Source organism: Roseomonas sp. WA12 (assembly GCF_054165765.1).
Genome location: NZ_CM135108.1, coordinates 4,548,325 through 4,571,927 on the forward strand (window position 1 = coordinate 4,548,325; position 23,603 = coordinate 4,571,927).

A 23,603-nucleotide genomic window follows, 5' to 3' on the forward strand; every position below is an offset into this window, starting at 1 on the left:
CCCCCATCGCAAGGCGCCAAGGCATCGCGGCGCCGGTGCCGGGCCGTCGCCCAGTTCTTCGGCATGGAGGCCACGCCGAAGAACACGAAACGAGGAAATGGCGGTCTGAATTACCCGAAAAAGAAAGAGGGTCCCGAAAGTCCTTTGAATGTGCCGGGGAAAAGCCTATATAGAAATTGTCAGTTTCGTTGTTTCGGTTTGCCTCTTCTGTCCGGGAGAAATCCTGGGCGCCGGGTCTGGTTTCCGTTTCAAATTGAAGATGACCCCCCGGGTAATGTTGCCCGGAGGTTTTCCGTTTTGATCGGAAATCGCATCATGCCCATCGGCACCGTCAAGTGGTTTAACGCGACCAAGGGCTTCGGCTTCATCCAGCCCGAGGACGGCTCCAAGGACGTCTTCCTTCACATCTCCGACGTGCAGCGCTCCGGCCTGCAGGAGCCCCGTGAGGGCGACCGCCTCGAGTACGAGGTCATGCAGGGCCAGCAGGGCAAGTCCTCTGCCGGCAATCTGCGCCAGGCCTGAGTAAGAGAGGGGCGGTTCTGCCGCCCTCTCATCGGTCGCAGCGCCTGCGCCGCGGCACGCCTTGGACCCCGGTCGGATCTTCCGACCGGGGTTCTTTGTGTCCGGGGGGCGGGATGAGCGCTGCCGGGCTCACGCCATGCCTTGCCCCCCCGTGCCCGGGCTCCTAATCCTCCCGGCATGAGCCAGGCCCTGTCCCTGCCGGATGTCGATCACCAGCGCGCCGTCTTTCCGGACGGGCTGATGCTGGATGCCGGCATGATGTTGGCGCCGCTGGCCGTGGCCTATCGCACCTATGGCCGGCTGAACGCTGCGGCCAGCAACGCCGTCCTCGTCTGCCATGCCCTCACGGGCGACCAGTACCTGGCCGAGCCCAACCCCGTGACGGGCAAGCCGGGCTGGTGGGAAACCGTGGTCGGCCCCGGCCGTCCGATCGACACGGACCGCTTCTTTGTCATCTGCGCCAATGTGCTGGGCGGCTGCATGGGCAGTACCGGCCCGCGCGAGGAGATGACGGACGCGCAGGGCAGGGGCCTCAGCCGTCCCTGGGGCATCGATTTTCCCTCCATCACCATCCGCGACATGGTTCGTGCCCAGAAGCGCTTGGTGGAGCACCTAGGCATCACTCGCCTGCTAGCGGTCGTCGGCGGCTCCATGGGCGGCATGCAGGCGTTGCAATGGGCGGCCACCTACCCCGAGGCGGTCTTCGCCTGCGCCCCTATTGCCACCGCGGCCCATCACTCCGCCCAGAACATCGCCTTCCACGAGGTCGGCCGCGCCGCGGTCCATGCGGACCCGGATTTCTGCGGTGGCGCCTACTGGAAGGAGGGCCGCATCCCCGCCCAGGGCCTCTCGGTGGCGCGGATGGTGGCGCATATCACCTACCTGTCCGAGAGCGCGCTGACCCGGAAGTTCGGCCGCCGCCTGCAGGGCGCCAAAGCCGTAACCTTCCTTGAGGACGTCTTCGCGGTGGAAAGCTACCTCCGCCACCAAGGCAGCACCTTCATCCGCCGCTTCGACGCCAACTCCTACCTCACCATCACCCGCGCCATGGATTACTTCGACCTGGCCGCCGATGCCGGGGACGACCTGTCGCGCGCCTTCCAGGGCACGCCCACGCGCTTCTTCATCGCCTCTTTCTCCTCGGACTGGCTGTTTCCCACCACTGAGAGCCGCGCCATCACCCGCGCGCTGAACACGGCCGCCGCCCGCGTCTCCTTTGTCGAGCTGAACTCCGACAAGGGGCACGACGCCTTTCTGCTGGACGAGCCGGAGTTCCACGCGGCGCTTGGCGGCTTCCTGCGCGGTGCCGCCGATGCGGTGGGGGTCTGACCATGGGCGTCCAGCCGCGCGAACCCATCCGCTACGTCGCCAAGAACATGCGGCTCGACCTGCGTCTGATCGCGGAGATGATCCCCGAAGGCGCGAAGGTGCTCGATATCGGCTGCGGCGACGGCGAGCTGATCGAGCACCTGACCCGCGAGAAGCACGCCGATGCCCGCGGTATCGAGATCGACATGGCCGAAGCGACGCGCGCCGTGGCCCGCGGCCTTGCCGTGATCCATGGCGATGCCGATGCCGACCTTCGGCACTACCCGGACGGCGCCTTCGACTACGTCGTGCTGTCCCGCACGCTGCAGGCCGTTGAGCGCCCGCGCGAGGTGCTGCGGCAGATGCTGCGCATCGGCACCCACGCCATCGTCTCCTTCCCGAATTTCGGCCACTGGCAGATGCGCTGGCGCCTGCTCTCCACCGGGCGGATGCCGGATACGGACACCTGGAACCGCCCCTGGTACGAGACCCCCAACATCCATCCCTGCACGATCCTCGACTTCGTGGCGCTCTGCGAGAAGGACGGCTACGCCGTGGATGGCTGGCTCGCGGTGGATGAGCACGGGCTGCAGGCGCCCTGGCGGCGCGGGCTGCGCCTGGCCAACCTGTTCGGGGAACAGGCCCTGTTCCTGCTCAGCCGGAAGGGCTGATTGCGCTATCCTGTCACGCCCGACGGCCGCTACTTCGTCGTCCGCGGCCGGCTCTGGCGGCTGGCGAATCCGGGCCTCCCGGAGGAGCAGCGCGCGGTGCTCACCCGGGAGTTGATGGCCGCCCGCCGTGCTGTCGGCACCGCCCTGAAATCCGGCGACGAACCCGCCCTGCGCGCCGCCCGTGCCGCCGTGGACGCGGCCAAGCGCGCCCTAGGGGAGCGCGGCCCGGTGTGGTGGACCGACGGTGCGCCGGACCTCAACCGGCACATGGCGCGCAACACCTCCTATGCCGAATGGTTCGCCGCGCAGGATGAACAAAGCCCTAAAAAATCAGTGCGCTAATCCCCATATGGGGGCTATGCGACAGTTCCCCGCGGGGTCGCGCACCGAAGCGCTCCCGCCCCTTCCCAAGCCCCTGAAGCGCCGCGTCGCCCGCCTTTCCCAGGCGGTGCGCGAGCGCCGCGCGCTGGAGCTGCTCTATGGCGGCGCTTGGCGCGTGGTGCACCCGCACGCCATCGGCCGAATGGGCACGGGCCGCGTCGGGCTGCTCACCTGGCAGACGGCCGGCCTTGCCCGTGGTCCGGAGAATCCGGGGGAAGGCTGGCGCATGTTTGATGTCGCGCGCATTGAGGGCACGCGCGCGCTGCGGGCCCATTTCGCGCCCCGCCCGCGGCCCGGCCCGAGCTGGACCGCGGGCATCGGTACCCCCGTGGCCGAGGTGCCGTCCCGCGCCGAGGCTCTGGCCGAGGCGGCCTGACGCGGCGGCGTCAGCCCTGCCGCCGCTCCAGAACCCGATCCACCATGGCTGGTGCCAGGCCGAGATAGTTGGCCGGGTCGCAGCGCCGCTGCACGCCCTCAGCGCCGCCGAGCGCCTCCACGACCTCCGGTACCTCCATCAGAGCCTCGGCCAGTCCCCGGCCGGAGGTGAGGGCGGCGCGGCAGGCATCGTACACCACGTCATGCGCGTGCTGTCGCCCGAGGGCCGGGGCCGCAGCCATCATCACCGCCTCGGCGACGATCAGCCCGCCGGACATGTCGAGGTTCACTCGCATGCGATCCGTGTTCACGGTCAGCCCGGAGAGCGCGAAGCGCGCCTGGGTCAGGCAGGAGGCGGTGAGGAGGAAGCTCTCCGGCAGCGCCATCCATTCCAGGTGCCAGGGGCCGGTGGCGCGCTCGAAATCCTGCACCATCGCGTCAAGGATCAGCGCCACCTGCTGCCGAACCGCCTTGGCGGTGGCCAGCATGATCTCGGACGAGATCGGGTTGCGCTTCTGCGGCATGGTGGAGGAGGCGCCGCGGCCCTTCACGAAGGGCTCCATCACCTCGCCCCCGAACTCGGTGGACATCATTAGCATGATATCCGTCGCCACCTTCGCCAGCGTTCCCGTGACGAGACCGAGAAAGGCCACCGCCTCCGCCAGCCCGTCCCGCGCCACATGCCAGGTGATCACGGGCTGGCCGAGGCCGAGCTCGCGGCAGAACTCCTCCTGCACGCGGAAGCCGTCCTCACCGAGCGAGGCCAGCGTGCCCGCCGCGCCCGCGAACTGCCCGACCAGCACGCGCGGGCGCAGCTGCTCCAGACGCTCCGCATGGCGGTCCATCGCCGCCAGCCAGATCGCCACCTTGTAGCCGAAGGTGACGGGCAGGGCCTGCTGCAGATGGGTGCGGCCCGCCATCGGCGTATCACGATGGCGCGCGGCCAGATCGGCGAGGATGCCGCGCAGCGCGTCGATATCGGCGGCCACGAGATCCAGCGCAGCGCGGACCTGCAGCACACTCGCCGTGTCCATGATGTCCTGCGTCGTGGCGCCCCAGTGCAGGTATCGCCCGGCTTCTCCCGCCATCTCCGCGAACTGGTGCACGAGCGGCAGGATGGGATAGCCGACATTCTCGGTTTCCCGCTTCAGGCGGTCCCAGTCGAAGGACGGGTCGTTACCGGCCGCGGCGATGTGCTCGGCCGCCTCGGCGGGGATGACGCCACAGCGGGCCTCGGCCCGGGCAAGCGCCACCTCCACCTCGACATAGCGGGCGATCAGCGCCTCGTCGGAGAAGACGGCGCGCATCTCGGGCGTGCCGAACATGTCGCGGAACAGGATGGAATCGAGCGGGGTGCTGGGCATGGTCGGGCTCCGTCTGGCAGCTATTCGGGGCGAACGCCGGCCTGGTTCATCACGCCGCGCCAGCGCTCCACCTCGGAGACGAGGAAGGCGCGTGTGCCGGCGAGGTCCGCATCCGGCATGGGCACGTTGCCCAGCTCGGCGAGCCTGGCGACCAAGGCCGTGTCCTTCATCGCGGCCCGTACCTCGGCATGCAGGCGATCCACGATGGGCTGCGGCGTGCCGGCGGGGGCGAAGAGCATGTTCCAGGTGGACATCTGGAAGTCCGCCAGTTCCGGGATGCCGCTCTCGCGCACCGTCGGCAGGTCCGGCAGGAAGGGGACGCGGGCGGGCGAGGTGACGGCGAGCGGGCGCACCATGCCACCCCGGATGCTGCCGAGCGCTGTGGTGGAGGTGTCGTTCACCGAGGCGATGGTACCCGATAGAAGGTCTGTCATCGCATTGGCCACGCCGCGATAGACGATGTGGTTCATCCGTGCGCCGGTCTTGGCAAGCAATTGCACCATCGAGACATGGGCCGCCGAGCCGTTGCCGGCAGAACCGTAATCCAGATGGTCCGGCCGGGCACGGGCTGCGTCGATCAGGTCACGCAGCGTGCGGTAGGGCGAGTTCGCCCCGACGAGCACGACCACCGGCCCCTCCATCAGCACGCTGACCGGCATGAAATCCGCGACGGAGTCGTAAGGCATGCGCCGGTAGAGGCTGGGGTTGATCGAGTGGGAGAGGTTGTTGAACAGCAGCGTGTAGCCATCCGGCGCCGCCTTCGCGACGACGTCGGCGCCGATGGTGGAGCCGGCGCCCGTGCGGTTCTCCACCAGCACGCGCCCGTTCATCTGCTTCGAGAGCTGCTCCGCGAAGACACGGCCCAGCGTGTCTGTCGGCCCGCCGGCTGAGAAGGGGAGGATCAGGCGGACCGGCCGGTCCGGGTAGGCGGCGCCCTGGGCCCGGAGCGCCCGGGGTGCGGCGAGCCCTGCTGCGGCCAGTGAGACTGAGAAGATCGCACGGCGTCTCACGGACATGGGTCCCCCTCTGAAAGGTTCGATCCTTTCGATTGGTACGGTCCTATTCTTTGGCCGACGCGCTTGTCAACAACGGGGCAGGCCGTACCAATGGGCCGATGCCGTCCACCCTTTCCGAGCCGCGCTATGTCTCCCTCGCGCGCGAACTGGCCATGGAGATCGCTGCCGGACGGCACCCGCTCGGCTCCCAGATGCCGCCCGAGGTGGAGATGGCGGCGGAGCGGGGTGTCAGCCGCACCACCATGCGGGCCGCGCTGGACCGGCTGGAGAGCCTTGGCCTCATCTCCCGGCGCCGGCGCGCGGGGACGCGGGTGACGGCGCTGGGGCCGACCGGCCGGGGGGTCTATCTTCAGTCCCTCGCCGGGATCGGCGATCTTCTCCAATACGCGGCGGAGACGCGGCGCGAGATCCTGGCCGTCGCGCCCGCCGTCGCCGACCACGCGCTGGAGGAGGCGCTCGGGCTGCAGGCCGGCCGGCGGTGGCTTCGCGTCGTCAGCCGCCGCGTGCCCTCGGGCGGCGGCGCCGCGCTCTGCTGGACCGAAACCCATGCCGATGCCGACGCCGCGCCGCCCGACCTGGAGGGGCGCCTGCGCGGCCGGGATGCGGCAGAGCTGGTCGCTTCGGTGCTGGCGGCCTCGTCCGGACGGCCAATCGCGGAGGTGGCGCAGGAGATCGGCGCCGCCGGAATCCCCCCCGGCGAGGTTGCCGAGGGCCTCGACGCCGTGCCCGGCGCGCATGCGCTGCGGATCACCCGGCGCTACCTGGATCCTTCCGGCGCGCCGCTGGCCGTCAGCGTCAGCCTGCATCCGGAGGGTCGCTTCTCCTATGTCAGCCGCCTGCGCCGTGCGGCGGATGCCCCGCCCTGAGGGGAGGGGCTCACCCCTGCAGGTGCGCCCGCACCATGGCCAGCTTCTCCGGATTGCGGACGACATAGATCGCCGCCACCCGCCCGTCCCGGATCTCCAGCGCCGTCGTTTCCGGCAGCCCGTCCGTCTCCAGCGTCACATATCCTGGAAGGCCATTGATGCGGCCGAGATGCAGCAACGGCGCTGGCGCCCGCTTGCGGGCCAGCCCGGCATAGAAGCGCCCGACCCTGTCCGGCCCGAGGATCGGGTTGAGGGCGGCGTTCCGGATGCCACCACCATCGGTGTGCAGCACCACATCCCCCGCCAGCAGCTCGCGCAACCCGGCCTCGTTCCCGTCCCGCGATGCGGCGAGGAAGGCGCGGGCGATCCGCTGCGCCTCCGCCTCCTCCACCGCCTGACGCGGGCGATCCTCGCCCAGCCGCTCGCGGGCGCGGGTGGCCAGCTTGCGCAATGCCGGCTCCTGCCGGCCCAGCAGGCCGGCGATCTCGGCGAAGGGCGTCTCGAACAGGTCGTGCAGGATGAAGACCGCGCGCTCGGCGGGGGACAGGCGTTGCAGGGTGAGCAGGAAGGCCACCGAAAGGTCCTGTGCCCGCGCCTGGACCGCTTCCTGCGGCGCGTCCTCCGACACCAGCGCAGGCAGGTCCAGCATCGGCTCGGGCAGCCAGGGGCCGACATAGCGTTCCCGCCGGACCCGGGCCGATCTCAGGTGGTCCAGGCTCAGCCGGGTGGCCACCTTCAGCAGCCAGGCGCGCGGGGTCTCAATGGCGCGGCGATCGGCGGCGTTCCAGCGCAGGAAGGTGTCCTGCGCCACATCCTCCGCTGTCGCCAGCGATCCGGTCATGCGGTAGGCGAGCCCGATCAGCTCCGCCCGCAGCGGCGCAAAATGCTCGGCGACGTCGGGCTCGCAGCCCATGGTCAGGCGGCCGCGGGAAGCTGGGCGGGCACGCTGCGGAAGCCGATGGCAAGGCGGTTCCAGGCGTTGATCGTGCCGATCAGCACGGTAAGCTTCACGATCTCCTCCTCACTGAAATGCGGCGCCAGGGCCCCGTAGTCGGCGTCCGGCGCATGGGTCTCGGCGATAAGGGTGAGCGCCTCGGTCCAGGCCAGCGCGGCCCGCTCGCGCGCCGTGTAGTGGGGCGCCTCCCGCCAGGCGTCGAGGAGGAACAGCCGGGCCGCGGACTCCCCCTCCCTCATCGCGTCGCGCGTGTGCATCTCGATGCAGAAGGCGCAGCCATTGATCTGCGAGGCGCGGGTCTTCACCAGGTGAATCAGCCCGTGCTCCAGCCCGCTGGAGGCGACGGCACGTTCCAGGCCCAGCATGGCCTGCAGGAGCTTGGGGGCGGCGGCGAAGTAGTCGAGGCGGGGTGTCATGGCGACCTCCGATGGGGTTGATGCCCATAGGACGAGGCAGCGGCACCGGATGTGACAGGGCGAGACAGGTTTTCCACGTCCCGCGCCGTGCCGCCCGCCACTGCAACGAGGACGCTGACACCCGTGGGCGCGCCGCGCTAGCCTGGGCACGGGCCTCGGGGGAGGCCTTTGGGGGTTCCACTTCGTGGCCGGGTTCATCCTGCGCTTCGTGCTGCTCGCGCTCGCGGGCGGTGCGCTCACCGCCTGCGGGTCCAGCCGCGGCCCGGTCTCGGCCGGCTACGGCTATGAGGCCAGCGATGGCTACCAGTCCTGCGTGCCCTATGCCCGGGCGCGCTCGGGAATCGATCTGCGCGGCGATGGCTGGCAGTGGTGGGAGGCCGCCGCTGGCCGCTACGACCGCGCCCAGAGCCCGCACCCCGGCGCCGTGCTGGTGTTTCAGCGCACGTCGCGCCTGCGGGACGGCCATGTGGCCGTGGTCTCCCGCGTGCTCGGCCCGCGCGAGATCCGGGTGGACCATGCCAACTGGGCCTCGGGCGGGCTGAAGGGGCGGGTGGCACGGGACCAGGCGGTGATCGACGTCTCCGCCCGCAACGACTGGTCCGAGGTGCGCGTCTGGTATCCGCCGGCCGGGGTGGTGGGGAACACGGTGTTTCCCGCCCATGGCTTCATCCTGCCTGCCCGGCGCTGGGCCTCGGCCGGCTGAACCCCTGTGGGCCGCCGGGCGGGTCGGATGACGCGCCTGTCATCTCCCCATTGCGCCGCGGCCCCGCATGGCCCATGTCCCCTGTGGAATGAGGCAAGGCGGTGCCCCTGGTCGCCCGGAGCGCGCCGCCCTAGTCTCCCTCAGGCCATCACCCGGAAACGGGGGCGAAGGCCGCAGGCCCGCCAAACCACGCAAGGATATCGGGGCGTCACATGGGTTCGTTCAGCATCTGGCACTGGCTCGTCGTGCTGCTGGTCGTGCTGCTGCTCTTCGGCAGCGGCAAGATCAGCGGGCTGATGGGTGACCTCGCGACAGGCATCAAGTCCTTCAAGAAGAACATCAAGGAGGACGATGTCGACGCCTCCATGGCTGAGACGACGACCACCACGACCCCGACCGGCACCCTGCCGCCGACGGGCGTGCACGCGGCCGCGGACCCGAACCGCACCGTGGTCCGGCAGCCCCCGGGCCCGGTCTGAACCCACCCTTCGGCACAAGGCGCGCCGGTCTCCCCTTGAGGGGTGGCCGGCGCGCTGCGTTTGAGAGGCAGGTTACAGTTTCATGGCCGATCCCATCCCGGACTCCGCGATCCGCGCCATCGTCGAGGCAGGCCGCCGCATGGCCGAGCGGAACTGGGTGCCGGCGACCGCCGGCAACATCTCCGTCCGGCTTCCGGGCGGGCGCGTGGCGATTACCCGCTCCGGCTTCCACAAGGCGCATCTGACTGCCGATTCCGTCATGGCCGTCGACCTGCACGGGATGCCGGAGGACCCATACCTCCGCCCCTCGGCCGAGACCGGCCTACATTGCGGCGCTTATCGCTTCGATCCCGGTGTGGGCGCGGTGGTTCATGGCCATTCCATCGCCAACACCGTCCTCTCCCGCCGCGCCGGCGATTCGATCCGCCTTTCGGGCTTCGAGTTGCTGAAGGCCTTTCCCGGCCTGCCCACCCATGAGGCGGCGATCGAGCTTCCCGTGCTGGACAACGACCAGGACATCCCTCGCCTTCAACGCGCGGTTGAGGCGCGCTGGAAGGGCATGGCCGCCCCGATCCTTCCCGGGTATTTGATCCGCGGCCACGGTGTCTATGTATGGGGCCCCGACATGGACGCCGCGCTGGCGCGCCTGGAGGGGCTGGAATTCATGCTGGCCTGCGAGATGGCCACCCTGTCCATCAATCCCCTGCCGGGAGGTTCCGCGCCATGAGCCGCCTCGTCGTCCACGACGCCACCACCAACGCCGTGCTGCAGGATACGCAGGACGCGGCGGAGATCGCCCGCATCCTGTCTGGCATCGGCGTGCGCTTCGAGCGTTGGGAGGTGGCCGACCTGCCCGCTGGCGCCGAGGCCGACGCGGTGCTCGCTGCCTACAAGCCGCGGCTGGACGCCCTTATGGGTGAGACCGGCGCCGGCACAGCGGACGTGATCCGCCTGACCGCGGATCACCCGCAGGCCGATGCGCTGCGCACGAAGTTTCTGGCCGAGCACATCCACACCGAGGATGAGGTCCGCTTCTTCCACGAGGGCGCGGGCAACTTCATCCTGAACGTGGGCGGGAAAGTGTACGACGCCCATTGCACGCGCGGCGACCTCATCTCCGTGCCCGCCGACACCCAGCACTGGTTCGATGCCGGGCCGGTGCCGAACGTGACCGCGCTGCGGATCTTCACCGACACCACCGGCTGGACGCCGCATTACACTGGCACCGACATGTCGGAGCGCTTCCCGGCCACCGTGGCTTGATGACGACCGCAGCCCCGCCCGCCCTCCGGGCGGTCGTCTGCGACATTGAGGGCACGACCAGCGCGATCGCCTTCGTGAAGGAGACCCTGTTCCCCTTCGCCGAGGGCGCGCTGGCCGGCTTCCTGCGCGAGCACGCCGCCGAGCCCGATGTCGCCGCCATCCTGAACGAGGTCTGCGCCCTGGCTCCTGGCCAGGACCCGGCCGAGGCGTTGCGCGGCTGGATGGCGCGGGACGAGAAGGTGACGCCGTTGAAGGCGCTGCAGGGCATGATCTGGCGCCAGGGCTTCGAGTCCGGTGCGCTGCGCGGTCATCTCTGGCCCGATGTCGCGCCCTGCCTGCGGGCCTGGGCACGGGCGGGGCTCGCGCTCCGGATCTACTCCTCCGGCTCTGTCGAGGCGCAGAAGCTGCTCTTCGGCCATTCCGAGGCAGGCGACCTGACGCCCATCCTGTCCGGCTACGACGACACCCGCACCGGGCCGAAGCGCGAGGCCGGGTCCTATGCCGCGATCGCGCTGGCGGCCGGGTTCGCGCCTGGCGAGATGCTGTTCCTCTCCGACATCGCCGAGGAGTTGGACGCGGCGGCGGCGGCCGGAATGCGGACCTGCCAGCTCGTCCGTCCCGGCGATGGCACGGTGGCCACCTCCCGCCACCCCACCTGCGCCACGTTTCCCGAAGTGGCCGACCGCTTCGGCCTGCCTGCTCCGGACGAGCCGCCCCTCGCCTGAGGCGGGGCTCCTCTCCGTCACATACTCGCGCTGGCAACCCCTCCTGCGGGCCGCTAGAGCGGAATGCCGAGGGCCGAGCCGCCCGCGCGCACGCCAACTTCCCCCTCGCCCGGATCCCGGGAGGCACTGCCCATGATGACCACCTATTCCCTCCAGGGTTCCGCCTGCGCCGTGCATGGCGGGCTGGACACGGCGGAGTCGATCGCCGCCGCCACCTGGATCGACATGCTGAATCCGACTCCGGAGGAGGAGCAGGCAGTCCAGCAGGCGCTGCATGTCGAGGTGCCGACCCGCGAGGAGATGCAGGAGATCGAGAGCTCCTCGCGGCTCTACAAGGAAGGCGAGGTGCTCTTCCTTACCGCCTCCTTCCTCTACGGCGCCGAGGAGGGGGAGTTCGGCTCCACCCCCATCACCTTCGTCCTCGCGCCCACCGCACTCATCACCGTGCGCTACGCAACGCCCAAGGCCTTCTCGGTCTTCGCCGTGCGCGCCCAGCGCCAGGCCCTGCCGCTGCTGCGCACGCCCGACGGCGTGATGCTGCACCTGTTCGAGCAGATCGTGGACCGGCTGGCCGATATTCTCGAGCGCACGGCCTCCGAGATGGACCGTGCGAGCCAGACCACCTTCCGCAATGCGCGGAACATGCAGGTGAAGGCGAACAAGCGGGACGTGGACCTGCGCCAGGCCCTGATCGCCCTCGGCCAGGTCGGCGAGGTGACGAGCCGCGCGAGCGACACGCTGCTGGGCCTGACGCGCATCCTCACCTTCGTCGGCGCCGAGAAGGCGAACGCCGTGCGCAAGGAGAACCAAGTGATGATCAAGACGCTGGTTCGGGACGTGCGCTCGCTGGTGGAATACGCCAACACCATGAACAGCAAGGCCAACTTCCTGCTGGACGCCGTGCTGGGCATTATCAGCATGGACCAGAATGGCATTATCAAGACCTTTACCGTCGCGTCCGTGGCGCTGATGCCGCCCACCCTTATCGCCAGCATTTACGGCATGAACTTCGAGTTCATGCCGGAGCTGAAATGGGCGCTCGGCTATCCCTGGGCCCTGCTGCTGATGGTGGTGAGCGCGCTGCTGCCGATCCTGTACTTCAAGCGCAAGGGCTGGCTCTAGGCGGGGCCCCGCTCCGGGGCGGGGACGGCTCGTTTCCCGCTGGATTAGGCACCCGGACCGATCGAGGTTTATAGAAGATGCGGCATATGGCCGGTCACTCCCGGGGGGAGCGTGGCCAGGTCATCCTGTTGAAGACGAACTGCGATCGGAATCCGTGATGCACACAAGAAAGAGGGTCCTGGTGACCGGGGGCGCCGGATTCCTAGGTTCTCATCTTTGCGAACGCCTGCTCGACCGCGGCGACCATGTCATCTGCCTCGACAACTACTTTACGGGCACGCGCGACAACATCGCGCATCTCTTGCAGAACCCGTATTTCGAGGTGATCCGGCACGACGTCACCTTCCCGATCTATCTGGAAGTGGACCAGATCTACAACCTGGCCTGCCCGGCCTCCCCCATCCACTACCAGCACGACCCCGTGCAGACGACCAAGACGAGCGTCCATGGCGCCATCAACGTCCTCGGCCTGGCCAAGCGGCTGCGGGTACCGGTGTTCCAGGCCTCCACGAGCGAGGTTTATGGCGACCCCACCGTCCACCCGCAGGTTGAGGAGTACTGGGGCAACGTGAACCCTGTCGGCCTCCGCTCCTGCTACGACGAGGGCAAGCGCTGCGCTGAGACGCTGTTCTTCGACTACCACCGCCAGCACGGGCTGGAGATCAAGGTCGCGCGCATCTTCAACACCTATGGCCCGCGCATGCACCCGAATGACGGGCGCGTGGTGTCCAACTTCATCGTCCAGGCGCTGCGCGGCGAGTCGATCACCATCTATGGCGAGGGCAGCCAGACCCGCTCCTTCTGCTACGTCTCGGATCTGATCGAGGGCTTCATCCGCCTGATGGAGTCCGACCCGAGCGTCACCGGCCCCATCAATCTCGGCAATCCCGAGGAATTCAGCATCCGCGAACTGGCGGAGCTGGTGCTGGAGGAGGTGGGTGGCCCCAGCCGGCTGGTGTTCCAGGCCCTGCCCAGCGACGACCCCCGCCAGCGGCGCCCGGATATCAGCAAGGCCAATAGCTTGCTGGGCTGGGAGCCGAAGGTGCGGCTGCTGGAGGGGCTGCGCTCCACCATCGCGCATTTCGAGGGACTGCTCCGCCAGGGCGGCCCCGTGCGCGCCAAGGCGCCGTCCCGCGCCATTTCCTGAGGGAAAAGGCCTGGGGAGTTCACCTCCCCGGCCTTCCCCGCTATCCCGGGACACCAGGATCGGGAGAGACCCCATGCGCGCCGTCTTCGTGGATGCAAACGCCACCCTCGCCGAAGTGGCGCAGCGCCTGCACCGCAGCAGCGACATCCCCGTGCAGGTAAACGTCCAGCCCGACATCACCTCGGACGACCTGCCCGCGCTGCTGGGGGATGCCGGGATCGCCATCATCGATCACACGCATCTCCCGACCGCCATCGCCCGGCAGTGCAAGGGCCTGAAGCACGTCGTCTTCCTCGGCACCGGCGCGCGCAGCTACATGAACCCGGACGAGCTGGAGGCCGAGTGCGGCATCCAGACCCATATCATCAAGGGCTATGGCGACACGGCCGTGGCCGAGATGGCTTTCGCGCTGATGTGGGCCGCGGCCAAGGGCCTGGCCTTCATGGATCGCGGCATCCGTGCCGGGAAGTGGCTGCGCACCGATGGCGTGGAGCTGACGCGCAAGACGGTGGGGCTGATCGGCTATGGCGGGATCGGGGCCGAGATGGCGCGGCTCTGCAACGGCGCGGGCATGCGCGTGATCGCCTGGAACCGCACGGCGCGGGACGTGCCGGGGGTGGAGTTCGTGGAGCTGGACACGCTGCTGGCCGAAAGCCATGTCGTCTCCCTGCACCTGTTGCTGAGCGACGAGACGCGCGGCTTCCTCTCCTCAGAGCGCATCGCGAAGATGCGGCCCGGCGCCATCTTCGTGAACACCGCGCGCGGCGCCATCACGGATGAACAGGCGCTGGCGAATGCGGTGGAGAGCGGCGCCATCGGCCATATCGCGCTGGATGTGTATGCGGAGGAGCCGCTGCCGGCCGGCCACTTCCTCTCCAAGGTGGAGAACGCGACGCTCGCCGCCCATTCCGCCTTCCGCACGCCCGAGGCGAGCGACAACCTGATCGAGGCTGCGCTCGAGCACTGCCGTCGCATCGCGCGCGAGGGCTGACCGGGATGCCGCGCCACGTCGCCGTCATCGGCGCAGGCGTCGAGGGCGCGGCGAGCGCGGTGGAGCTGCTGCGCGCCGGCCACCGCGTGACAATCATCGAGCCGGGGGAGCCCGGCGGGCCGCAGGCGGCCAGCTTCGGCAATGCGGGATGGCTCTCCTCCCATTCCGTGCTGCCGGCCAGCGCGCCCGGGCTGTGGCGCAAGGTGCCGTCCTTCCTGCGGGATCCGCTGGGTCCGCTGGCGGTGCGCTGGGGATACCTCCCGAAGGTGGCGCCCTGGCTGCTGCGCTATCTCGCGGCCGGCTCGAGCGAGGCGAAGCTGCTGGGCATCGCGCAATCGCTGCGCCCGCTGCTGAAGGACAGCCCGGTGCTGCACGCGGCCCTCGCGCGCGAGGCCGGGATGCCGGAGCTGATCGAGCACAAGGGGCTGATGAACGCCTGGCACTCCCGCGCCGGCTTCGAGGCCGAGGCGATGGGCTGGCGCATCCGCAAGCAGGTCGGGATCAGCTGGACGGAGATCGAGGGCGATGCCCTGCGGGCGCTCGAACCCGATCTGGACCCCGCCTACACCTTCGCGGTGCTGACCGAGGAGGCCGGGCGCTGCCTGTCGCCGGGCCGGCTGATCGCCGCGCTGGTGGCGCATGCGCAGCGGAACAGCGCCGCGCTGCGCAAGGCCGCGGCGACCGGCTTCCGGCTGGAAGGGCGCGCCTTGAAGGCCGTGGTGCTGTCGGATGGCAGCGCCCTGGAATGCGATGCCGCGGTGATCTGCTGCGGCGCCCGCTCCGCGCCTCTGGCCGCCCAGCTTGGCGACCGCGTGCCGCTGGAAACCGAGCGCGGCTACCATGTGATGCTGCGGGGCGCGAATCTCGGGCCGCGCCACTCCATCAGCCTCGGCGCCGCGAAGATGGTGGTGAACCCGATGGAGGACGGGCTTCGCGCCGCGGGCCAGGTGGAGATCGCGGGGCTGGAGGGCGCGCCCAACTGGAAGCGCGCCGAGATCCTGCGCGACCACCTGCTGCGCAGCTTCCCCGGCCTGCCCAACCCCTATCCGGCGGAGCTGGTGACCACCTGGCTCGGCCATCGCCCCAGCACGCCGGACGGCATGCCGGTGATCGCGCCATCCACGCGCTGCCCGGATGTAATCCATGCCTTCGGCCACGGCCATGTCGGGCTCGTGGCGGGGCCGCGCACCGGGCGGATCGTGGCGCAGCTTCTCTCCGGTCAGCCGCCGGAAATCCCGATCGCCCCCTTCTCCCCCACCCGTTTCCGGTAGAGGCGCCCGATGACAGCCATTCCCACCGCCAGCCCCCGCCGCGGCATCGCAAAGGGGGGCAAGGCGCTCTACGGCGCCCCTCTGGGCATCCTAATGCTGGAGGCGCGCTTCCCGCGCATCCATGGCGACATGGGCAATGGCGGCACTTGGCCCTTCCCGGTGCTGTACCGCCTCGTGCGCGGGGCTAGCCCCGAGAAGGTGGTGCTGAACGGCGCACAGGGCCTGCTGGACGTGTTCCTGGAGGCTGCCGCCGACCTCGTCTCCCAGGGCGCCGAGGCCATCACCACGAATTGCGGCTTCCTCTCGCTGTTCCAGAAGGAATTGGCGGCGCATGTGGGCGTGCCGGTCGCCACCAGCAGCATGATGCAGGTGCCCTGGGTGCAGGCGATGCTGCCGCCTGGCCAGCGCGTCGGTCTCGTCACCGTCTCCGGCTCATCCCTGACGCCGCGCCATCTGGAGGCCGTCGGCGTGCCTCTCGACATCCCGATGGAGGGCACCGAGAGCGGCCGCGAGTTCTTCCGCGTGCTGATCCGTGCCGAGAAGGACGACATGGACGTGGATCTCGCCGAGAGGGACGTGGTGGAGGCCGCTCAGCGTCTCGTCGCCCGCCATCCGGAGGTGGGCGCCATCGTACTCGAATGCACGAACATGCCGCCCTACGCCGCAGCCGTACAGCGCGCGACGGGGCGACCCGTCTACGACATCTATTCGATGATCACCTATTTCCACGCGGGGCTGCGCCCACGCGACTTCGCGCGGGACTGACGCCTTCGGGACCTAGTGCAGGACCTCACCGGGCGGCACGTCCTGCCAGTCCAGAATCGGCGGGCGCGGTGTGGCCAACCTGGATACAGGCCTCGCGCCGACGCGCTGGCCTTCCATCGTCATTTGCGGCAGCACCGGGCGGATCAGAGCCGAAATCATCCCCCGGCCCTGGTCGTCCCGCAGCATCGAGACGTAGTTCTGCACCCAGATGATTGAACCATCTGCGCGCAGGTAGCGCTTCACGATGGTGAAGGACTCGTCCCGCGTCTTCAGGCGTTCCAGCAGCGGGCCATTGCTGGCCCAATCCTCGGGATGGGTGATGTCATGAATGCTGCGCTGCAGCAGCTCGTGTCGCTGGAAGCCCAGCAACCCGCAAAGGGTCTGATCCACCTGGGTGAACCGTCCCTCCACATCCGCCAGGGCATGCCCGAAGCGCTGATCGAGCAAAATCGAGGTCCCGTACCCCGTGCCGGATGATCCCGGCGCGTGTTGCGATGTGTGAACGCGCAGCAGACCGTCAAGTCTCGTACCCATCGCGCGCGACTTCGTGGAATTCGGGAACCCCCGGCGAGGTGCCCGGTTAATTCCCCGATTGCCCGGCCCGATCGGCCCCGCACAGGAGAGAGCCAATGCCCCGCATTCCCGGCGCCGTCATCGTCATCGCCGGCGCCTCCAGTGGCATCGGCCGCGCCACCGCCCAGCGCCTTGCGCGGGAAGGGGCGCATCTCGTCCTCGCCTCCCGCCGCGCCGACACGCTGGCCGAGGTGGTTTCCGAATGCACCCGCCTGGGCGCCGAGGCGATCGCGGTGCCCACCGACGTGACGGACTCCACCGCCGTGCAGGCCCTGGCCGAGGCCGCCCGCGCCCGCTTCGGGCGGATCGATGTCTGGATCAACAATGCAGGCGTGGGCGTCGTCGGCCCCTTCGACCAAGTACCGGCGGAATCCCATGCCCAGACCATCCGCATCAACCTGCTCGGCCAGGTGAATGGCGCCCATGCCGCGCTGCCGGTCTTCAAGCAGCAGCGCCACGGCGTGCTGGTGAACACGCTCTCCATCGGCTCCTTCGTGCCCACGCCCTACGCGGCCTCCTACGCCGCCTCCAAGGCCGGGTTGCGCGGCTTCACGGAATCCCTCCGCGCCGAGCTGCAGGACTGGCCGGGGATCCATGTCTGTGACGTCTATCCCGCCATCGTGGACACGCCGGGCCTGCGCCATGCGGCCAACCATAGCGGCCACAAGATCGAGGCCGGCGGCCCTATCTCCTCCCCCTTCGAGGTGGCGGACGCGATCCTCTCCCTCATCCGCCATCCGCGTGATTCGGCGATGGTCGGCTGGTCCGCCCGGGCGATCCGCCTGGTGGCGGCCATCGCGCCCGGTCCGGTGCGCTGGGCATCGGGGCGGATGATGCGAAAGGGCCTGGAAAGCGCCCCGAAGACCTCGCCTACTGACGGCAACCTCTTCACGGCGCCTGGGGATCATGGCGTCTATGGCGGTTTCCGCACCGAGCCGGCGGTCCGGATTCCCACCAAGGCCTGGATGGCCGCGGCCGGGGTCCTCGTCTTCTGGCTGGTCCGCAAACGCTGAAAGGATTGCCCCGCGTGGAGATCAACATTCCGGAGGTGCGCGCCGAGGTCGAGGCTGCCTTCGCCCGCTACGAGCAGGCGCTGATCACCAACGACGTTCCTGTGCTCGAGGAACTCTTTCGGGATGCGCCGCAGACCATCCGCTATGGCGTGGCCGAGAACCTCTACGGCATGGACGAGATCCGCGCCTTCCGCCGCGCCCGCCCTTCGGTGGGGCTGATGCGCAGCATCTTCCGGACCGAGATCACCACCTATGGCCGCGACTTCGCCACGGCCAACACAATGTTCAGGCGGGATACGGCACCGGGAAAGGTGGGGCGTCAGAGCCAGGCCTGGGTGCGGTGCCCCGAGGGATGGCGGGTGGTCTCAGCCCATGTGAGCACCGTGGCCGAGTAGAAGGCCAAGCCCGCCAACGCCCCTGATCCGCGGCAGCCTCCAAGGAAAAGGAGGGGGGCCGGGGGAGTTCACCTCCCCCGGCCTTCGATCACCCCGCGACCAGCCGCTGGGTCTGCTCGCCCAACCCCGAGATCCCCAGCCGCATCACCTGCCCGGGCTTGAGATAGACCGGCGGCTTCATCCCCAGCCCCACGCCCGGCGGCGTGCCCGTCGTGATGATGTCGCCGGGATGCAGGGTGATGAATTGGCTGACATAGGAAACGATGGTCCGCACGTCGAAGATCATCGTGCGGGTCGAGCCGTTCTGCATCCGCTGGCCGTCCACCTCCAGCCAGAGCGACAGGTCCTGCGGATCCGGCACCTCGTCGGCCGTCACCAGCCAGGGCCCGACGGGCCCGTAGCCATCCGCGCTCTTGCCTTTGTCCCAGGTTCCGCCGCGCTCCATCTGCCATTCGCGCTCGGAGACGTCGTTGCAGACCGCGTAGCCCGCCACATGCTCCAGCGCGGCGTCGAGGGGGACGCGCCGGGCAGTGCGGCCGATGATGATGGCCAGCTCCACCTCCCAGTCCGTCTTGCGGCTGTCCGGCGGGATGGCGACGTCGTCATCCGGCCCTGCCAGCGAGTTCAGGGACTTGAGGAACACGATCGGCTCCTTCGGCACCGCTGCCCCGCTCTCCGCCGCGTGGTCGGCGTAGTTCAGGCCGATCGCGACGAAGTTCCGCGTGCCGCCCACGGGTGGGCCCAGGCGCTGGCCCGGGGCCACGGCGGGCAGCGTCTCGGGATCGATCGCGGCCAGCCGCGCCAAACCCTCGGGCAGCAAGGCCTCGCCGGCCAGGTCGGGCACCACGCCCGAGAGGTCGCGGATGGTGCCCGCGGCGTCCAGCAGTCCGGGCTTCTCGGCGCCGGGCGCGCCGTATCGCAGCAACTTCATCGTCCGTGTATCCGCCCTAGAGGTTCGGTGTCGTGGGTCGCCGCGGTCAGGCGAAGGATTCTTCAAGGAAGACCTGTACGGCCTGGAACAGCGCGCCGCGGTTGCGCTCCAGCATGATGGAGTGCGTCCCCTCCGCCAGCATCACCAGCCGCTTGCCCGGGGAGTTGACCAGCAGGGGAAACAGGGTGGTTGCCATGGAGGGTGGCGTGTCCCGGTCCCATTCGCCGAGCACCAGCAGCGCCGGCACCGTCACCTTGGCCGGGTCGTAGAACGGGCGGCCCGCATCCCAGTGCTCGCGCAGGTCCTGCAGCACCCCGTTCGGCGCGCGCAGGACGGAGGGCACCTGGCGGGACCCCTCCGGATCAGTCGCGAAGGTGGCGTCGGCCCAGTACTCGTACCAGCCGGGCGGGATCAGGCCGGCGCGCTTGGCCTCCGGCACTCCGGCCATCCAGCGCTCCCGCGCCTGGGCGCGGGTAACAGTGCGATAGGCGGGCAGGGGGCCTTCCGGCACCGGCACGGCGCCGCGATTGGCGGGGTCGCGCAGCCAGAGCGGCGCGTAGAGCACCAGCCGGTCCACCAGGGCCGGGTTGTCGGCCGCGAAGCGCGAGACGAGGGTGGTGCCCCAGGACCAGCCGATCAGCCCGGTCTTCGCCACCCCGCGCGCCTGGCGGATATGGGCGAGCGCCGCGCCGATATCGGCCACGGCGGCCTCCCCGCGGGAAGGGGGCGGTGTGCGGTCGCCCGGCGGGCGGGTGGAGCGTCCGTAGCCGGTCAGGTCCAGGCTCCAGACATCGAAGCCGCGCCCGGCCATGTAGTCCATCCAGGAGACGCCAGAGAGCGGCAGGTCGAAGGCCGTGCTGGCGGGATAGGTGGCGCCGTGGACGCAGAGGATGGTCCGGTCCGGCCGGGCCGGCGAATTGCCTTCCTGGCGCTTGTTGCGGAGGTAGAGCTGGCTGCCGGGCTCGACACCGGGGATCAGGATCTCGTCCATGACCACACCTGCGGGCTGTGCCGAAGCCGTGCCGCCCAGGGAGGCCAGCGCCGGCGCGGCAAGGGGGGCGGCAAGAACGGTGCGACGTGGAAACGACATGGTTCTCTCCCGGTTAGGCCCGAGGCTAACACCGGGACGGAAACGCAGCTACCGGCCAGCCCGATCCGGCCGGATGCCAAATACAGGCGCGCCCGGCCCCTTTTGGCGCCACCCTCCGCCAATCAATCCGCCGTATCCCGTGACACACTCGCGGGGCGGTGGACCGGGTAGGGCGGCAACTGTTTCTCCTCGCCGCGCCCCGGGGTCTGTGCGAACCGGCTAGGCGACGGTGTTCTGTAGTTCCGTATCCTCGCCAGGATCGCGCTTGCCCGCCAGAAGCGCCTGGTAGGTGTCGGCCAGCCCCACCGTATCCTCGACCGTGGCGCTGAAGATGATCTCCTCCCCGCTACCCTCGAGGGCGATGACCAGCTCGAAATCGAACTGCTCCGGATCATCCGTGGGGAGGAGGGTGGCGATCAGGCTGCCCGGCGTCCTGTCCACAACCACGGAGAAATGGCCGGTCACGGGCTTCGGCGTGCCTGTCTCGTCCACATCGAGCTGATCCATCTCGCCGGGCTGCCCGGTGACGCGAAGCGACTTGCCCAGTTGGCTCTGGCAGGCGCTCTCGGCGATGGCGGCCACCATGGAGGTGAACTGCTCGAGGGAGGTGGTCATGGGATCTCGGTGCGGGGATGAGGGCGCAGCATGCCGGTCTTCGCGCGCCGCGCCCAGGACGGAGCTGCGCCGGCGCGTGCCAAAGCCGGCGCGCCTGGGCTATAGGCTGCACCGATGGAGGACAGCGCGCAGCCCGCAGAGACGGCCGCCCGGCCCGGCAAGGCCTGGGCGGGAGAGGCGCGCGCAACGCTGATGCTCGCCTGGCCGATGGCGCTCACCAACCTGTCTCAGATGGCGCTGCTGGCGACGGACTCGATCTATCTCGGCCATCTCTCCACCGTGGCGCTGGCGGCCGTCACCCTCTCCGGCACCCTGTTCTGGACGATGCTGGCCCCCGGCTTCGGCCTCTCCTTCGCGGCCGCGGCCATGCTGGCGCAGGAGCGGGGGCGGCGGGTCGGTCATGTGCGGGCCATGCGCCGCACCCTGCGCGCGGGGATGTGGGCCGCGGTGCTGGCGGCGATCCCGGGGATGGTCCTGCTCTGGAATGGCGGGGCGGTGCTGCGCGCCCTGGGCCAGGAACCCGCCCTCGCCGAGCAGGCGGAGGATTTTCTTCGCTGCATGCTCTGGGGGGTGCTCCCCTTTGGCCTGTTCCTGAACCTGCGCGGGCTGATGGCCGCAATGGAGCGACCCTGGCCGCCGCTGGTGATCGGCCTTCTGGCCGTGCCGCTGAACGCGCTGATCGGCTGGGTGCTCATCTTCGGCAATCTCGGCGCCCCGGCGCTTGGGGTGCGCGGGGCCGGCATCGCGGGCGCGCTGGCCGACACCTTCATGTTCGTCGCCCTGGCCATCGTCGTCGCGCGGGACCGCCGGTTGCGGCGCTACCGCTTCTTCGGCCGCATCTGGCGGATCGACCTGTCGCGGCTGTGGCGCGTGCTGCGGCTGGGCCTGCCCATCGCGGCCCAGATGCTGCTGGAGATCGGGCTGTTCAGCGCCGTCGGGCTCGCCATGGGCGGCTTCGGGGCGCAGGCGGTGGCGGCGCATGCCATCGCCCTGCAGGTCGCCAGCACCACCTTCGCCGTGCCGCTCGGCCTGGCCCAGGCCGCGACGGCCCGTGTGGGGCTGGCCATCGGCGCCGCCCGTCCCCGTGCCGCCTGGCGCGCGGGCTGGACCGCCCTGGCCCTCTCCACCGCGTTCATGACGCCGATGGCGGCGCTCATGCTTCTCATCCCCGGACCCATCGCCAGCATCTTCCTCGACCCCGCCACCCCCGGCGCGGCCGAGACGGCGTCGCTGGCCGCGGCGCTGCTGTTCTATGCGGGTCTGTTCCAGCTGAGCGACGGGGTGCAGGTGGTAGGCGCAGGCGCTCTGCGCGGGCTGCACGACACGCGGGCGCCGATGCTCATCGCCGCTGCCGGCTACTGGGCGCTGGGCTTCACCGCCGCCCTGGTCCTCGGCTTTCCCGCCGGCTTCGGGCCGCAGGGGATCTGGGCCGGCCTTGTCATCGGGCTGGGTGGCGTCGCGGCGGCGATGACCTGGCGCTGGGCCCGGCTTTCCCGCCGCGGTGGCTTGACCGCGGGCCGCCGGCTTGCCCCCATCGCCGCATGACCAGCCCCTGGAAAAAGACCGCCACCCCCGAGAGCCTGATGGCCCGGCTGACGGACACCGCCGTCGCCCATCTCGGCATCCGCATCACGGAAGTCGGGCCCGATTTCCTGCGCGGCGCCATGCCGGTGGACCATCGTCACGTTCAGCCCTGGCGGGTGCTGCATGGCGGCATCTCGGTGGCGCTGTCCGAGACGCTGGGCAGCATCGCGGCCTTCCTCTCGGTGCCCGAGGGCTTCCACTGCGTGGGCATCGAGATCAACGCCAACCACATCGCCGCCGTGCCGGAAGGGCAGGAGGTGACGGCCGAGTGCCGGCCGCTGCACACCGGCCGCTCCACCCAGGTGTGGCAGACCGAGATCCGCCGGGCCGACGGGCGCCTCGCCTGCGTCTCCCGGATTACCTGCGCCGTCCTGCCGGACTGACCCGCGCCGCGGGGGTGGCCCGCGTTACCATCCGTTTCGGGATGCTCCACACGGGAAACTGGGCAGGGGGCAGACTGCTTCCTGCCGGACGCCACCGGTCATGGAGGTTACGCCTTGCACAAGTCCTCGCTTCTCGCGGCTGCCCTGGTGCTGACCGGCGCGGCCGGCCTGGCTCTCGCCCAGCCTGCCCCACCGCCCGTGCCCACCGGCCCGGCGCCGCAGGCCCAGGCGCCCGCCCCGGTCTCGCCGCCGGGCAGCCCCGGCCCGCAGGCCCAGGCCCCGATCCCACCCGGTGGTCCTGCCGTGGGGCCCGGCTACGGTCCCCGCGGCCCCGGCATGGGTGGTCCTGGCATGGGCGGCCCGCGCGGCCCCGAGATGGACGGTCCGATGCACGGCTTCCGCCATCGCCCGCCGCCCTCCCGCGCCGCCAGCTTCCACCTGCAGCGCGAGGATTCCATGATCCACATCCGTTGCGCGGAGAACGAGCCGACCCGCGCCTGCGTGGATGCCGCCGCAATCCTGCTCGACAAGGTCGGCAGCCTGCCGAACCGCTGATCCGGCCGGCGCGGCCCAGCATCGGGCCGCGCCGACCCTTTATGAGTGCCCGATCACGGGAAGGTCACACCCGCCCGCGCCAGAGGCGGGTAGGGACAGGGCGCACAACCGCCCGAGACCACTC

The 23,603-nt window shown here is 69.9% G+C and carries 29 protein-coding genes; 21 read left to right on the plus strand and 8 right to left on the minus strand.

The annotated features are described in order from the left end of the window. Positions 1 to 315 precede the first annotated feature (315 nt). From ACVBD7_RS21500 to ACVBD7_RS21520, 5 genes are all read left to right on the plus strand, one after another. Positions 316 to 522, plus strand: coding sequence for a cold-shock protein (locus ACVBD7_RS21500; RefSeq protein ID WP_458095276.1), 207 nt, complete (start codon positions 316 to 318; stop codon positions 520 to 522). Positions 523 to 699: 177 nt separating this feature from the next. Further along, on the plus strand, positions 700 to 1,851 hold the full coding sequence (gene metX / locus ACVBD7_RS21505; RefSeq protein WP_458095277.1) for a homoserine O-acetyltransferase MetX: 1,152 nt from the start codon (positions 700 to 702) through the stop codon (positions 1,849 to 1,851). Positions 1,852 to 1,898: 47 nt separating this feature from the next. Then, complete coding sequence (gene metW / locus ACVBD7_RS21510; protein WP_458097749.1) at positions 1,899 to 2,501, plus strand: methionine biosynthesis protein MetW; 603 nt, start codon at positions 1,899 to 1,901, stop codon at positions 2,499 to 2,501. Then, positions 2,502 to 2,843, plus strand: coding sequence for a hypothetical protein (locus ACVBD7_RS21515; protein WP_458095278.1), 342 nt, complete (start codon positions 2,502 to 2,504; stop codon positions 2,841 to 2,843). A 16-nt stretch (positions 2,844 to 2,859) separates the two neighbouring features. After that, on the plus strand, positions 2,860 to 3,258 hold the full coding sequence (locus ACVBD7_RS21520; protein ID WP_458095279.1) for a hypothetical protein: 399 nt from the start codon (positions 2,860 to 2,862) through the stop codon (positions 3,256 to 3,258). Positions 3,259 to 3,268: 10 nt separating this feature from the next. Here the strand turns inward: ACVBD7_RS21520 and pcaB are convergent, their stop codons facing one another. Continuing rightward, complete coding sequence (gene pcaB, locus ACVBD7_RS21525) at positions 3,269 to 4,621, minus strand: 3-carboxy-cis,cis-muconate cycloisomerase (protein ID WP_458095280.1); 1,353 nt, start codon at positions 4,619 to 4,621, stop codon at positions 3,269 to 3,271. Positions 4,622 to 4,641: 20 nt separating this feature from the next. Further along, positions 4,642 to 5,637, minus strand: a complete 996-nt coding sequence (locus ACVBD7_RS21530) for a Bug family tripartite tricarboxylate transporter substrate binding protein (RefSeq protein WP_458095281.1) — start codon at positions 5,635 to 5,637, stop codon at positions 4,642 to 4,644. Positions 5,638 to 5,735: 98 nt separating this feature from the next. Here ACVBD7_RS21530 and ACVBD7_RS21535 point away from each other — a divergent pair, with 98 nt between their 5' ends. Further along, positions 5,736 to 6,503, plus strand: a complete 768-nt coding sequence (locus tag ACVBD7_RS21535; RefSeq protein ID WP_458095282.1) for a GntR family transcriptional regulator — start codon at positions 5,736 to 5,738, stop codon at positions 6,501 to 6,503. A gap of 10 nt (positions 6,504 to 6,513) precedes the next feature. On the opposite strand, the gene ACVBD7_RS21540 is transcribed toward ACVBD7_RS21535, so the two are convergent. Beyond that, on the minus strand, positions 6,514 to 7,416 hold the full coding sequence (locus tag ACVBD7_RS21540; RefSeq protein WP_458095283.1) for a sigma-70 family RNA polymerase sigma factor: 903 nt from the start codon (positions 7,414 to 7,416) through the stop codon (positions 6,514 to 6,516). A gap of 2 nt (positions 7,417 to 7,418) precedes the next feature. After that, positions 7,419 to 7,874: a carboxymuconolactone decarboxylase family protein gene (locus ACVBD7_RS21545; protein ID WP_458095284.1), complete on the minus strand. Its 456-nt coding sequence runs from the start codon at positions 7,872 to 7,874 to the stop codon at positions 7,419 to 7,421. Between the two features lie 184 nt (positions 7,875 to 8,058). Here ACVBD7_RS21545 and ACVBD7_RS21550 point away from each other — a divergent pair, with 184 nt between their 5' ends. From ACVBD7_RS21550 to ACVBD7_RS21595, 10 genes are all read left to right on the plus strand, one after another. Then, on the plus strand, positions 8,059 to 8,577 hold the full coding sequence (locus tag ACVBD7_RS21550) for a CHAP domain-containing protein (RefSeq protein WP_458095285.1): 519 nt from the start codon (positions 8,059 to 8,061) through the stop codon (positions 8,575 to 8,577). A 212-nt stretch (positions 8,578 to 8,789) separates the two neighbouring features. Beyond that, complete coding sequence (locus ACVBD7_RS21555) at positions 8,790 to 9,056, plus strand: twin-arginine translocase TatA/TatE family subunit (RefSeq protein ID WP_458095286.1); 267 nt, start codon at positions 8,790 to 8,792, stop codon at positions 9,054 to 9,056. Positions 9,057 to 9,138: 82 nt separating this feature from the next. Next, entirely contained in the window at positions 9,139 to 9,783 is a 645-nt protein-coding gene (locus tag ACVBD7_RS21560) for a methylthioribulose 1-phosphate dehydratase (RefSeq protein WP_458095287.1), read from the plus strand. Continuing rightward, a complete protein-coding gene (locus ACVBD7_RS21565; protein WP_458095288.1) occupies positions 9,780 to 10,319 on the plus strand; it encodes a 1,2-dihydroxy-3-keto-5-methylthiopentene dioxygenase in 540 nt (179 codons plus the stop codon). The genes ACVBD7_RS21560 and ACVBD7_RS21565 overlap by 4 nt, the downstream gene beginning before the upstream one ends. After that, complete coding sequence (mtnC, locus tag ACVBD7_RS21570) at positions 10,319 to 11,044, plus strand: acireductone synthase (protein WP_458095289.1); 726 nt, start codon at positions 10,319 to 10,321, stop codon at positions 11,042 to 11,044. Before ACVBD7_RS21565 ends, mtnC begins: the two co-directional genes overlap by 1 nt. 132 nt (positions 11,045 to 11,176) lie before the next feature. Then, positions 11,177 to 12,166: a magnesium/cobalt transporter CorA gene (gene corA, locus ACVBD7_RS21575; protein WP_458095290.1), complete on the plus strand. Its 990-nt coding sequence runs from the start codon at positions 11,177 to 11,179 to the stop codon at positions 12,164 to 12,166. A 181-nt stretch (positions 12,167 to 12,347) separates the two neighbouring features. Continuing rightward, positions 12,348 to 13,313 carry a UDP-glucuronic acid decarboxylase family protein gene (locus tag ACVBD7_RS21580; protein ID WP_458095291.1) on the plus strand — a complete coding sequence of 322 codons (966 nt, stop codon included), beginning with the start codon at positions 12,348 to 12,350 and terminating at the stop codon, positions 13,311 to 13,313. Positions 13,314 to 13,386: 73 nt separating this feature from the next. Beyond that, positions 13,387 to 14,304: an NAD(P)-dependent oxidoreductase gene (locus ACVBD7_RS21585; RefSeq protein WP_458095292.1), complete on the plus strand. Its 918-nt coding sequence runs from the start codon at positions 13,387 to 13,389 to the stop codon at positions 14,302 to 14,304. Positions 14,305 to 14,309: 5 nt separating this feature from the next. After that, complete coding sequence (locus ACVBD7_RS21590; RefSeq protein ID WP_458095293.1) at positions 14,310 to 15,575, plus strand: NAD(P)/FAD-dependent oxidoreductase; 1,266 nt, start codon at positions 14,310 to 14,312, stop codon at positions 15,573 to 15,575. 9 nt (positions 15,576 to 15,584) lie between these two features. After that, positions 15,585 to 16,340, plus strand: coding sequence for an aspartate/glutamate racemase family protein (locus ACVBD7_RS21595; RefSeq protein ID WP_458095294.1), 756 nt, complete (start codon positions 15,585 to 15,587; stop codon positions 16,338 to 16,340). Positions 16,341 to 16,352: 12 nt separating this feature from the next. Here the strand turns inward: ACVBD7_RS21595 and ACVBD7_RS21600 are convergent, their stop codons facing one another. Continuing rightward, a complete protein-coding gene (locus tag ACVBD7_RS21600; protein ID WP_458095295.1) occupies positions 16,353 to 16,787 on the minus strand; it encodes a PAS domain S-box protein in 435 nt (144 codons plus the stop codon). A 182-nt stretch (positions 16,788 to 16,969) separates the two neighbouring features. Between ACVBD7_RS21600 and ACVBD7_RS21605 the strand changes: the two genes are divergently transcribed. Further along, a complete protein-coding gene (locus ACVBD7_RS21605) occupies positions 16,970 to 17,926 on the plus strand; it encodes an SDR family oxidoreductase (protein ID WP_458095296.1) in 957 nt (318 codons plus the stop codon). 14 nt (positions 17,927 to 17,940) lie between these two features. Continuing rightward, positions 17,941 to 18,321: an oxalurate catabolism protein HpxZ gene (gene hpxZ / locus ACVBD7_RS21610; protein WP_458095297.1), complete on the plus strand. Its 381-nt coding sequence runs from the start codon at positions 17,941 to 17,943 to the stop codon at positions 18,319 to 18,321. A gap of 88 nt (positions 18,322 to 18,409) precedes the next feature. Here hpxZ and ACVBD7_RS21615 read toward each other — a convergent pair whose 3' ends face one another. The 3 genes from ACVBD7_RS21615 to ACVBD7_RS21625 form a co-directional block, all read right to left on the minus strand. After that, a complete protein-coding gene (locus ACVBD7_RS21615; RefSeq protein ID WP_458095298.1) occupies positions 18,410 to 19,252 on the minus strand; it encodes a fumarylacetoacetate hydrolase family protein in 843 nt (280 codons plus the stop codon). A gap of 46 nt (positions 19,253 to 19,298) precedes the next feature. Next, positions 19,299 to 20,342 carry an alpha/beta hydrolase gene (locus ACVBD7_RS21620; protein ID WP_458095299.1) on the minus strand — a complete coding sequence of 348 codons (1,044 nt, stop codon included), beginning with the start codon at positions 20,340 to 20,342 and terminating at the stop codon, positions 19,299 to 19,301. Positions 20,343 to 20,561: 219 nt separating this feature from the next. Beyond that, positions 20,562 to 20,957 (minus strand): hypothetical protein, encoded by a 396-nt coding sequence (locus ACVBD7_RS21625; protein ID WP_458095300.1) that lies wholly within the window; start codon positions 20,955 to 20,957, stop codon positions 20,562 to 20,564. 114 nt (positions 20,958 to 21,071) lie between these two features. Here ACVBD7_RS21625 and ACVBD7_RS21630 point away from each other — a divergent pair, with 114 nt between their 5' ends. The 3 genes from ACVBD7_RS21630 (at position 21,072) to ACVBD7_RS21640 (ending at position 23,479) form a co-directional block, all read left to right on the plus strand. Then, a complete protein-coding gene (locus tag ACVBD7_RS21630; RefSeq protein ID WP_458095301.1) occupies positions 21,072 to 22,502 on the plus strand; it encodes an MATE family efflux transporter in 1,431 nt (476 codons plus the stop codon). After that, entirely contained in the window at positions 22,499 to 22,924 is a 426-nt protein-coding gene (locus ACVBD7_RS21635; RefSeq protein ID WP_458095302.1) for a PaaI family thioesterase, read from the plus strand. Before ACVBD7_RS21630 ends, ACVBD7_RS21635 begins: the two co-directional genes overlap by 4 nt. Positions 22,925 to 23,038: 114 nt before the next feature. Continuing rightward, positions 23,039 to 23,479: a hypothetical protein gene (locus ACVBD7_RS21640; RefSeq protein WP_458095303.1), complete on the plus strand. Its 441-nt coding sequence runs from the start codon at positions 23,039 to 23,041 to the stop codon at positions 23,477 to 23,479. The last annotated feature ends 124 nt before the right edge of the window (positions 23,480 to 23,603 follow it).

What these genes read in the sequence shown, in the direction of transcription:
- ACVBD7_RS21630 (WP_458095301.1), top strand. Translation starts at nt 21,072, where the DNA reads ATGGAGGACAGCGCGCAGCCCGCAGAGACGGCCGCCCGGCCCGGCAAG.
- ACVBD7_RS21545 (WP_458095284.1), bottom strand. Translation starts at nt 7,874, where the DNA reads ATGACACCCCGCCTCGACTACTTCGCCGCCGCCCCCAAGCTCCTGCAG.
- ACVBD7_RS21530 (WP_458095281.1), bottom strand. Translation starts at nt 5,637, where the DNA reads ATGTCCGTGAGACGCCGTGCGATCTTCTCAGTCTCACTGGCCGCAGCA.
- metX (WP_458095277.1), top strand. Translation starts at nt 700, where the DNA reads ATGAGCCAGGCCCTGTCCCTGCCGGATGTCGATCACCAGCGCGCCGTC.
- ACVBD7_RS21565 (WP_458095288.1), top strand. Translation starts at nt 9,780, where the DNA reads ATGAGCCGCCTCGTCGTCCACGACGCCACCACCAACGCCGTGCTGCAG.
- ACVBD7_RS21595 (WP_458095294.1), top strand. Translation starts at nt 15,585, where the DNA reads ATGACAGCCATTCCCACCGCCAGCCCCCGCCGCGGCATCGCAAAGGGG.
- ACVBD7_RS21625 (WP_458095300.1), bottom strand. Translation starts at nt 20,957, where the DNA reads ATGACCACCTCCCTCGAGCAGTTCACCTCCATGGTGGCCGCCATCGCC.
- ACVBD7_RS21540 (WP_458095283.1), bottom strand. Translation starts at nt 7,416, where the DNA reads ATGGGCTGCGAGCCCGACGTCGCCGAGCATTTTGCGCCGCTGCGGGCG.
- ACVBD7_RS21620 (WP_458095299.1), bottom strand. Translation starts at nt 20,342, where the DNA reads ATGTCGTTTCCACGTCGCACCGTTCTTGCCGCCCCCCTTGCCGCGCCG.
- ACVBD7_RS21635 (WP_458095302.1), top strand. Translation starts at nt 22,499, where the DNA reads ATGACCAGCCCCTGGAAAAAGACCGCCACCCCCGAGAGCCTGATGGCC.
- ACVBD7_RS21585 (WP_458095292.1), top strand. Translation starts at nt 13,387, where the DNA reads ATGCGCGCCGTCTTCGTGGATGCAAACGCCACCCTCGCCGAAGTGGCG.
- ACVBD7_RS21535 (WP_458095282.1), top strand. Translation starts at nt 5,736, where the DNA reads ATGCCGTCCACCCTTTCCGAGCCGCGCTATGTCTCCCTCGCGCGCGAA.
- ACVBD7_RS21555 (WP_458095286.1), top strand. Translation starts at nt 8,790, where the DNA reads ATGGGTTCGTTCAGCATCTGGCACTGGCTCGTCGTGCTGCTGGTCGTG.
- mtnC (WP_458095289.1), top strand. Translation starts at nt 10,319, where the DNA reads ATGACGACCGCAGCCCCGCCCGCCCTCCGGGCGGTCGTCTGCGACATT.
- ACVBD7_RS21590 (WP_458095293.1), top strand. Translation starts at nt 14,310, where the DNA reads ATGCCGCGCCACGTCGCCGTCATCGGCGCAGGCGTCGAGGGCGCGGCG.
- ACVBD7_RS21500 (WP_458095276.1), top strand. Translation starts at nt 316, where the DNA reads ATGCCCATCGGCACCGTCAAGTGGTTTAACGCGACCAAGGGCTTCGGC.
- ACVBD7_RS21520 (WP_458095279.1), top strand. Translation starts at nt 2,860, where the DNA reads ATGCGACAGTTCCCCGCGGGGTCGCGCACCGAAGCGCTCCCGCCCCTT.
- pcaB (WP_458095280.1), bottom strand. Translation starts at nt 4,621, where the DNA reads ATGCCCAGCACCCCGCTCGATTCCATCCTGTTCCGCGACATGTTCGGC.
- ACVBD7_RS21605 (WP_458095296.1), top strand. Translation starts at nt 16,970, where the DNA reads ATGCCCCGCATTCCCGGCGCCGTCATCGTCATCGCCGGCGCCTCCAGT.
- corA (WP_458095290.1), top strand. Translation starts at nt 11,177, where the DNA reads ATGATGACCACCTATTCCCTCCAGGGTTCCGCCTGCGCCGTGCATGGC.
- ACVBD7_RS21560 (WP_458095287.1), top strand. Translation starts at nt 9,139, where the DNA reads ATGGCCGATCCCATCCCGGACTCCGCGATCCGCGCCATCGTCGAGGCA.
- metW (WP_458097749.1), top strand. Translation starts at nt 1,899, where the DNA reads ATGCGGCTCGACCTGCGTCTGATCGCGGAGATGATCCCCGAAGGCGCG.
- ACVBD7_RS21615 (WP_458095298.1), bottom strand. Translation starts at nt 19,252, where the DNA reads ATGAAGTTGCTGCGATACGGCGCGCCCGGCGCCGAGAAGCCCGGACTG.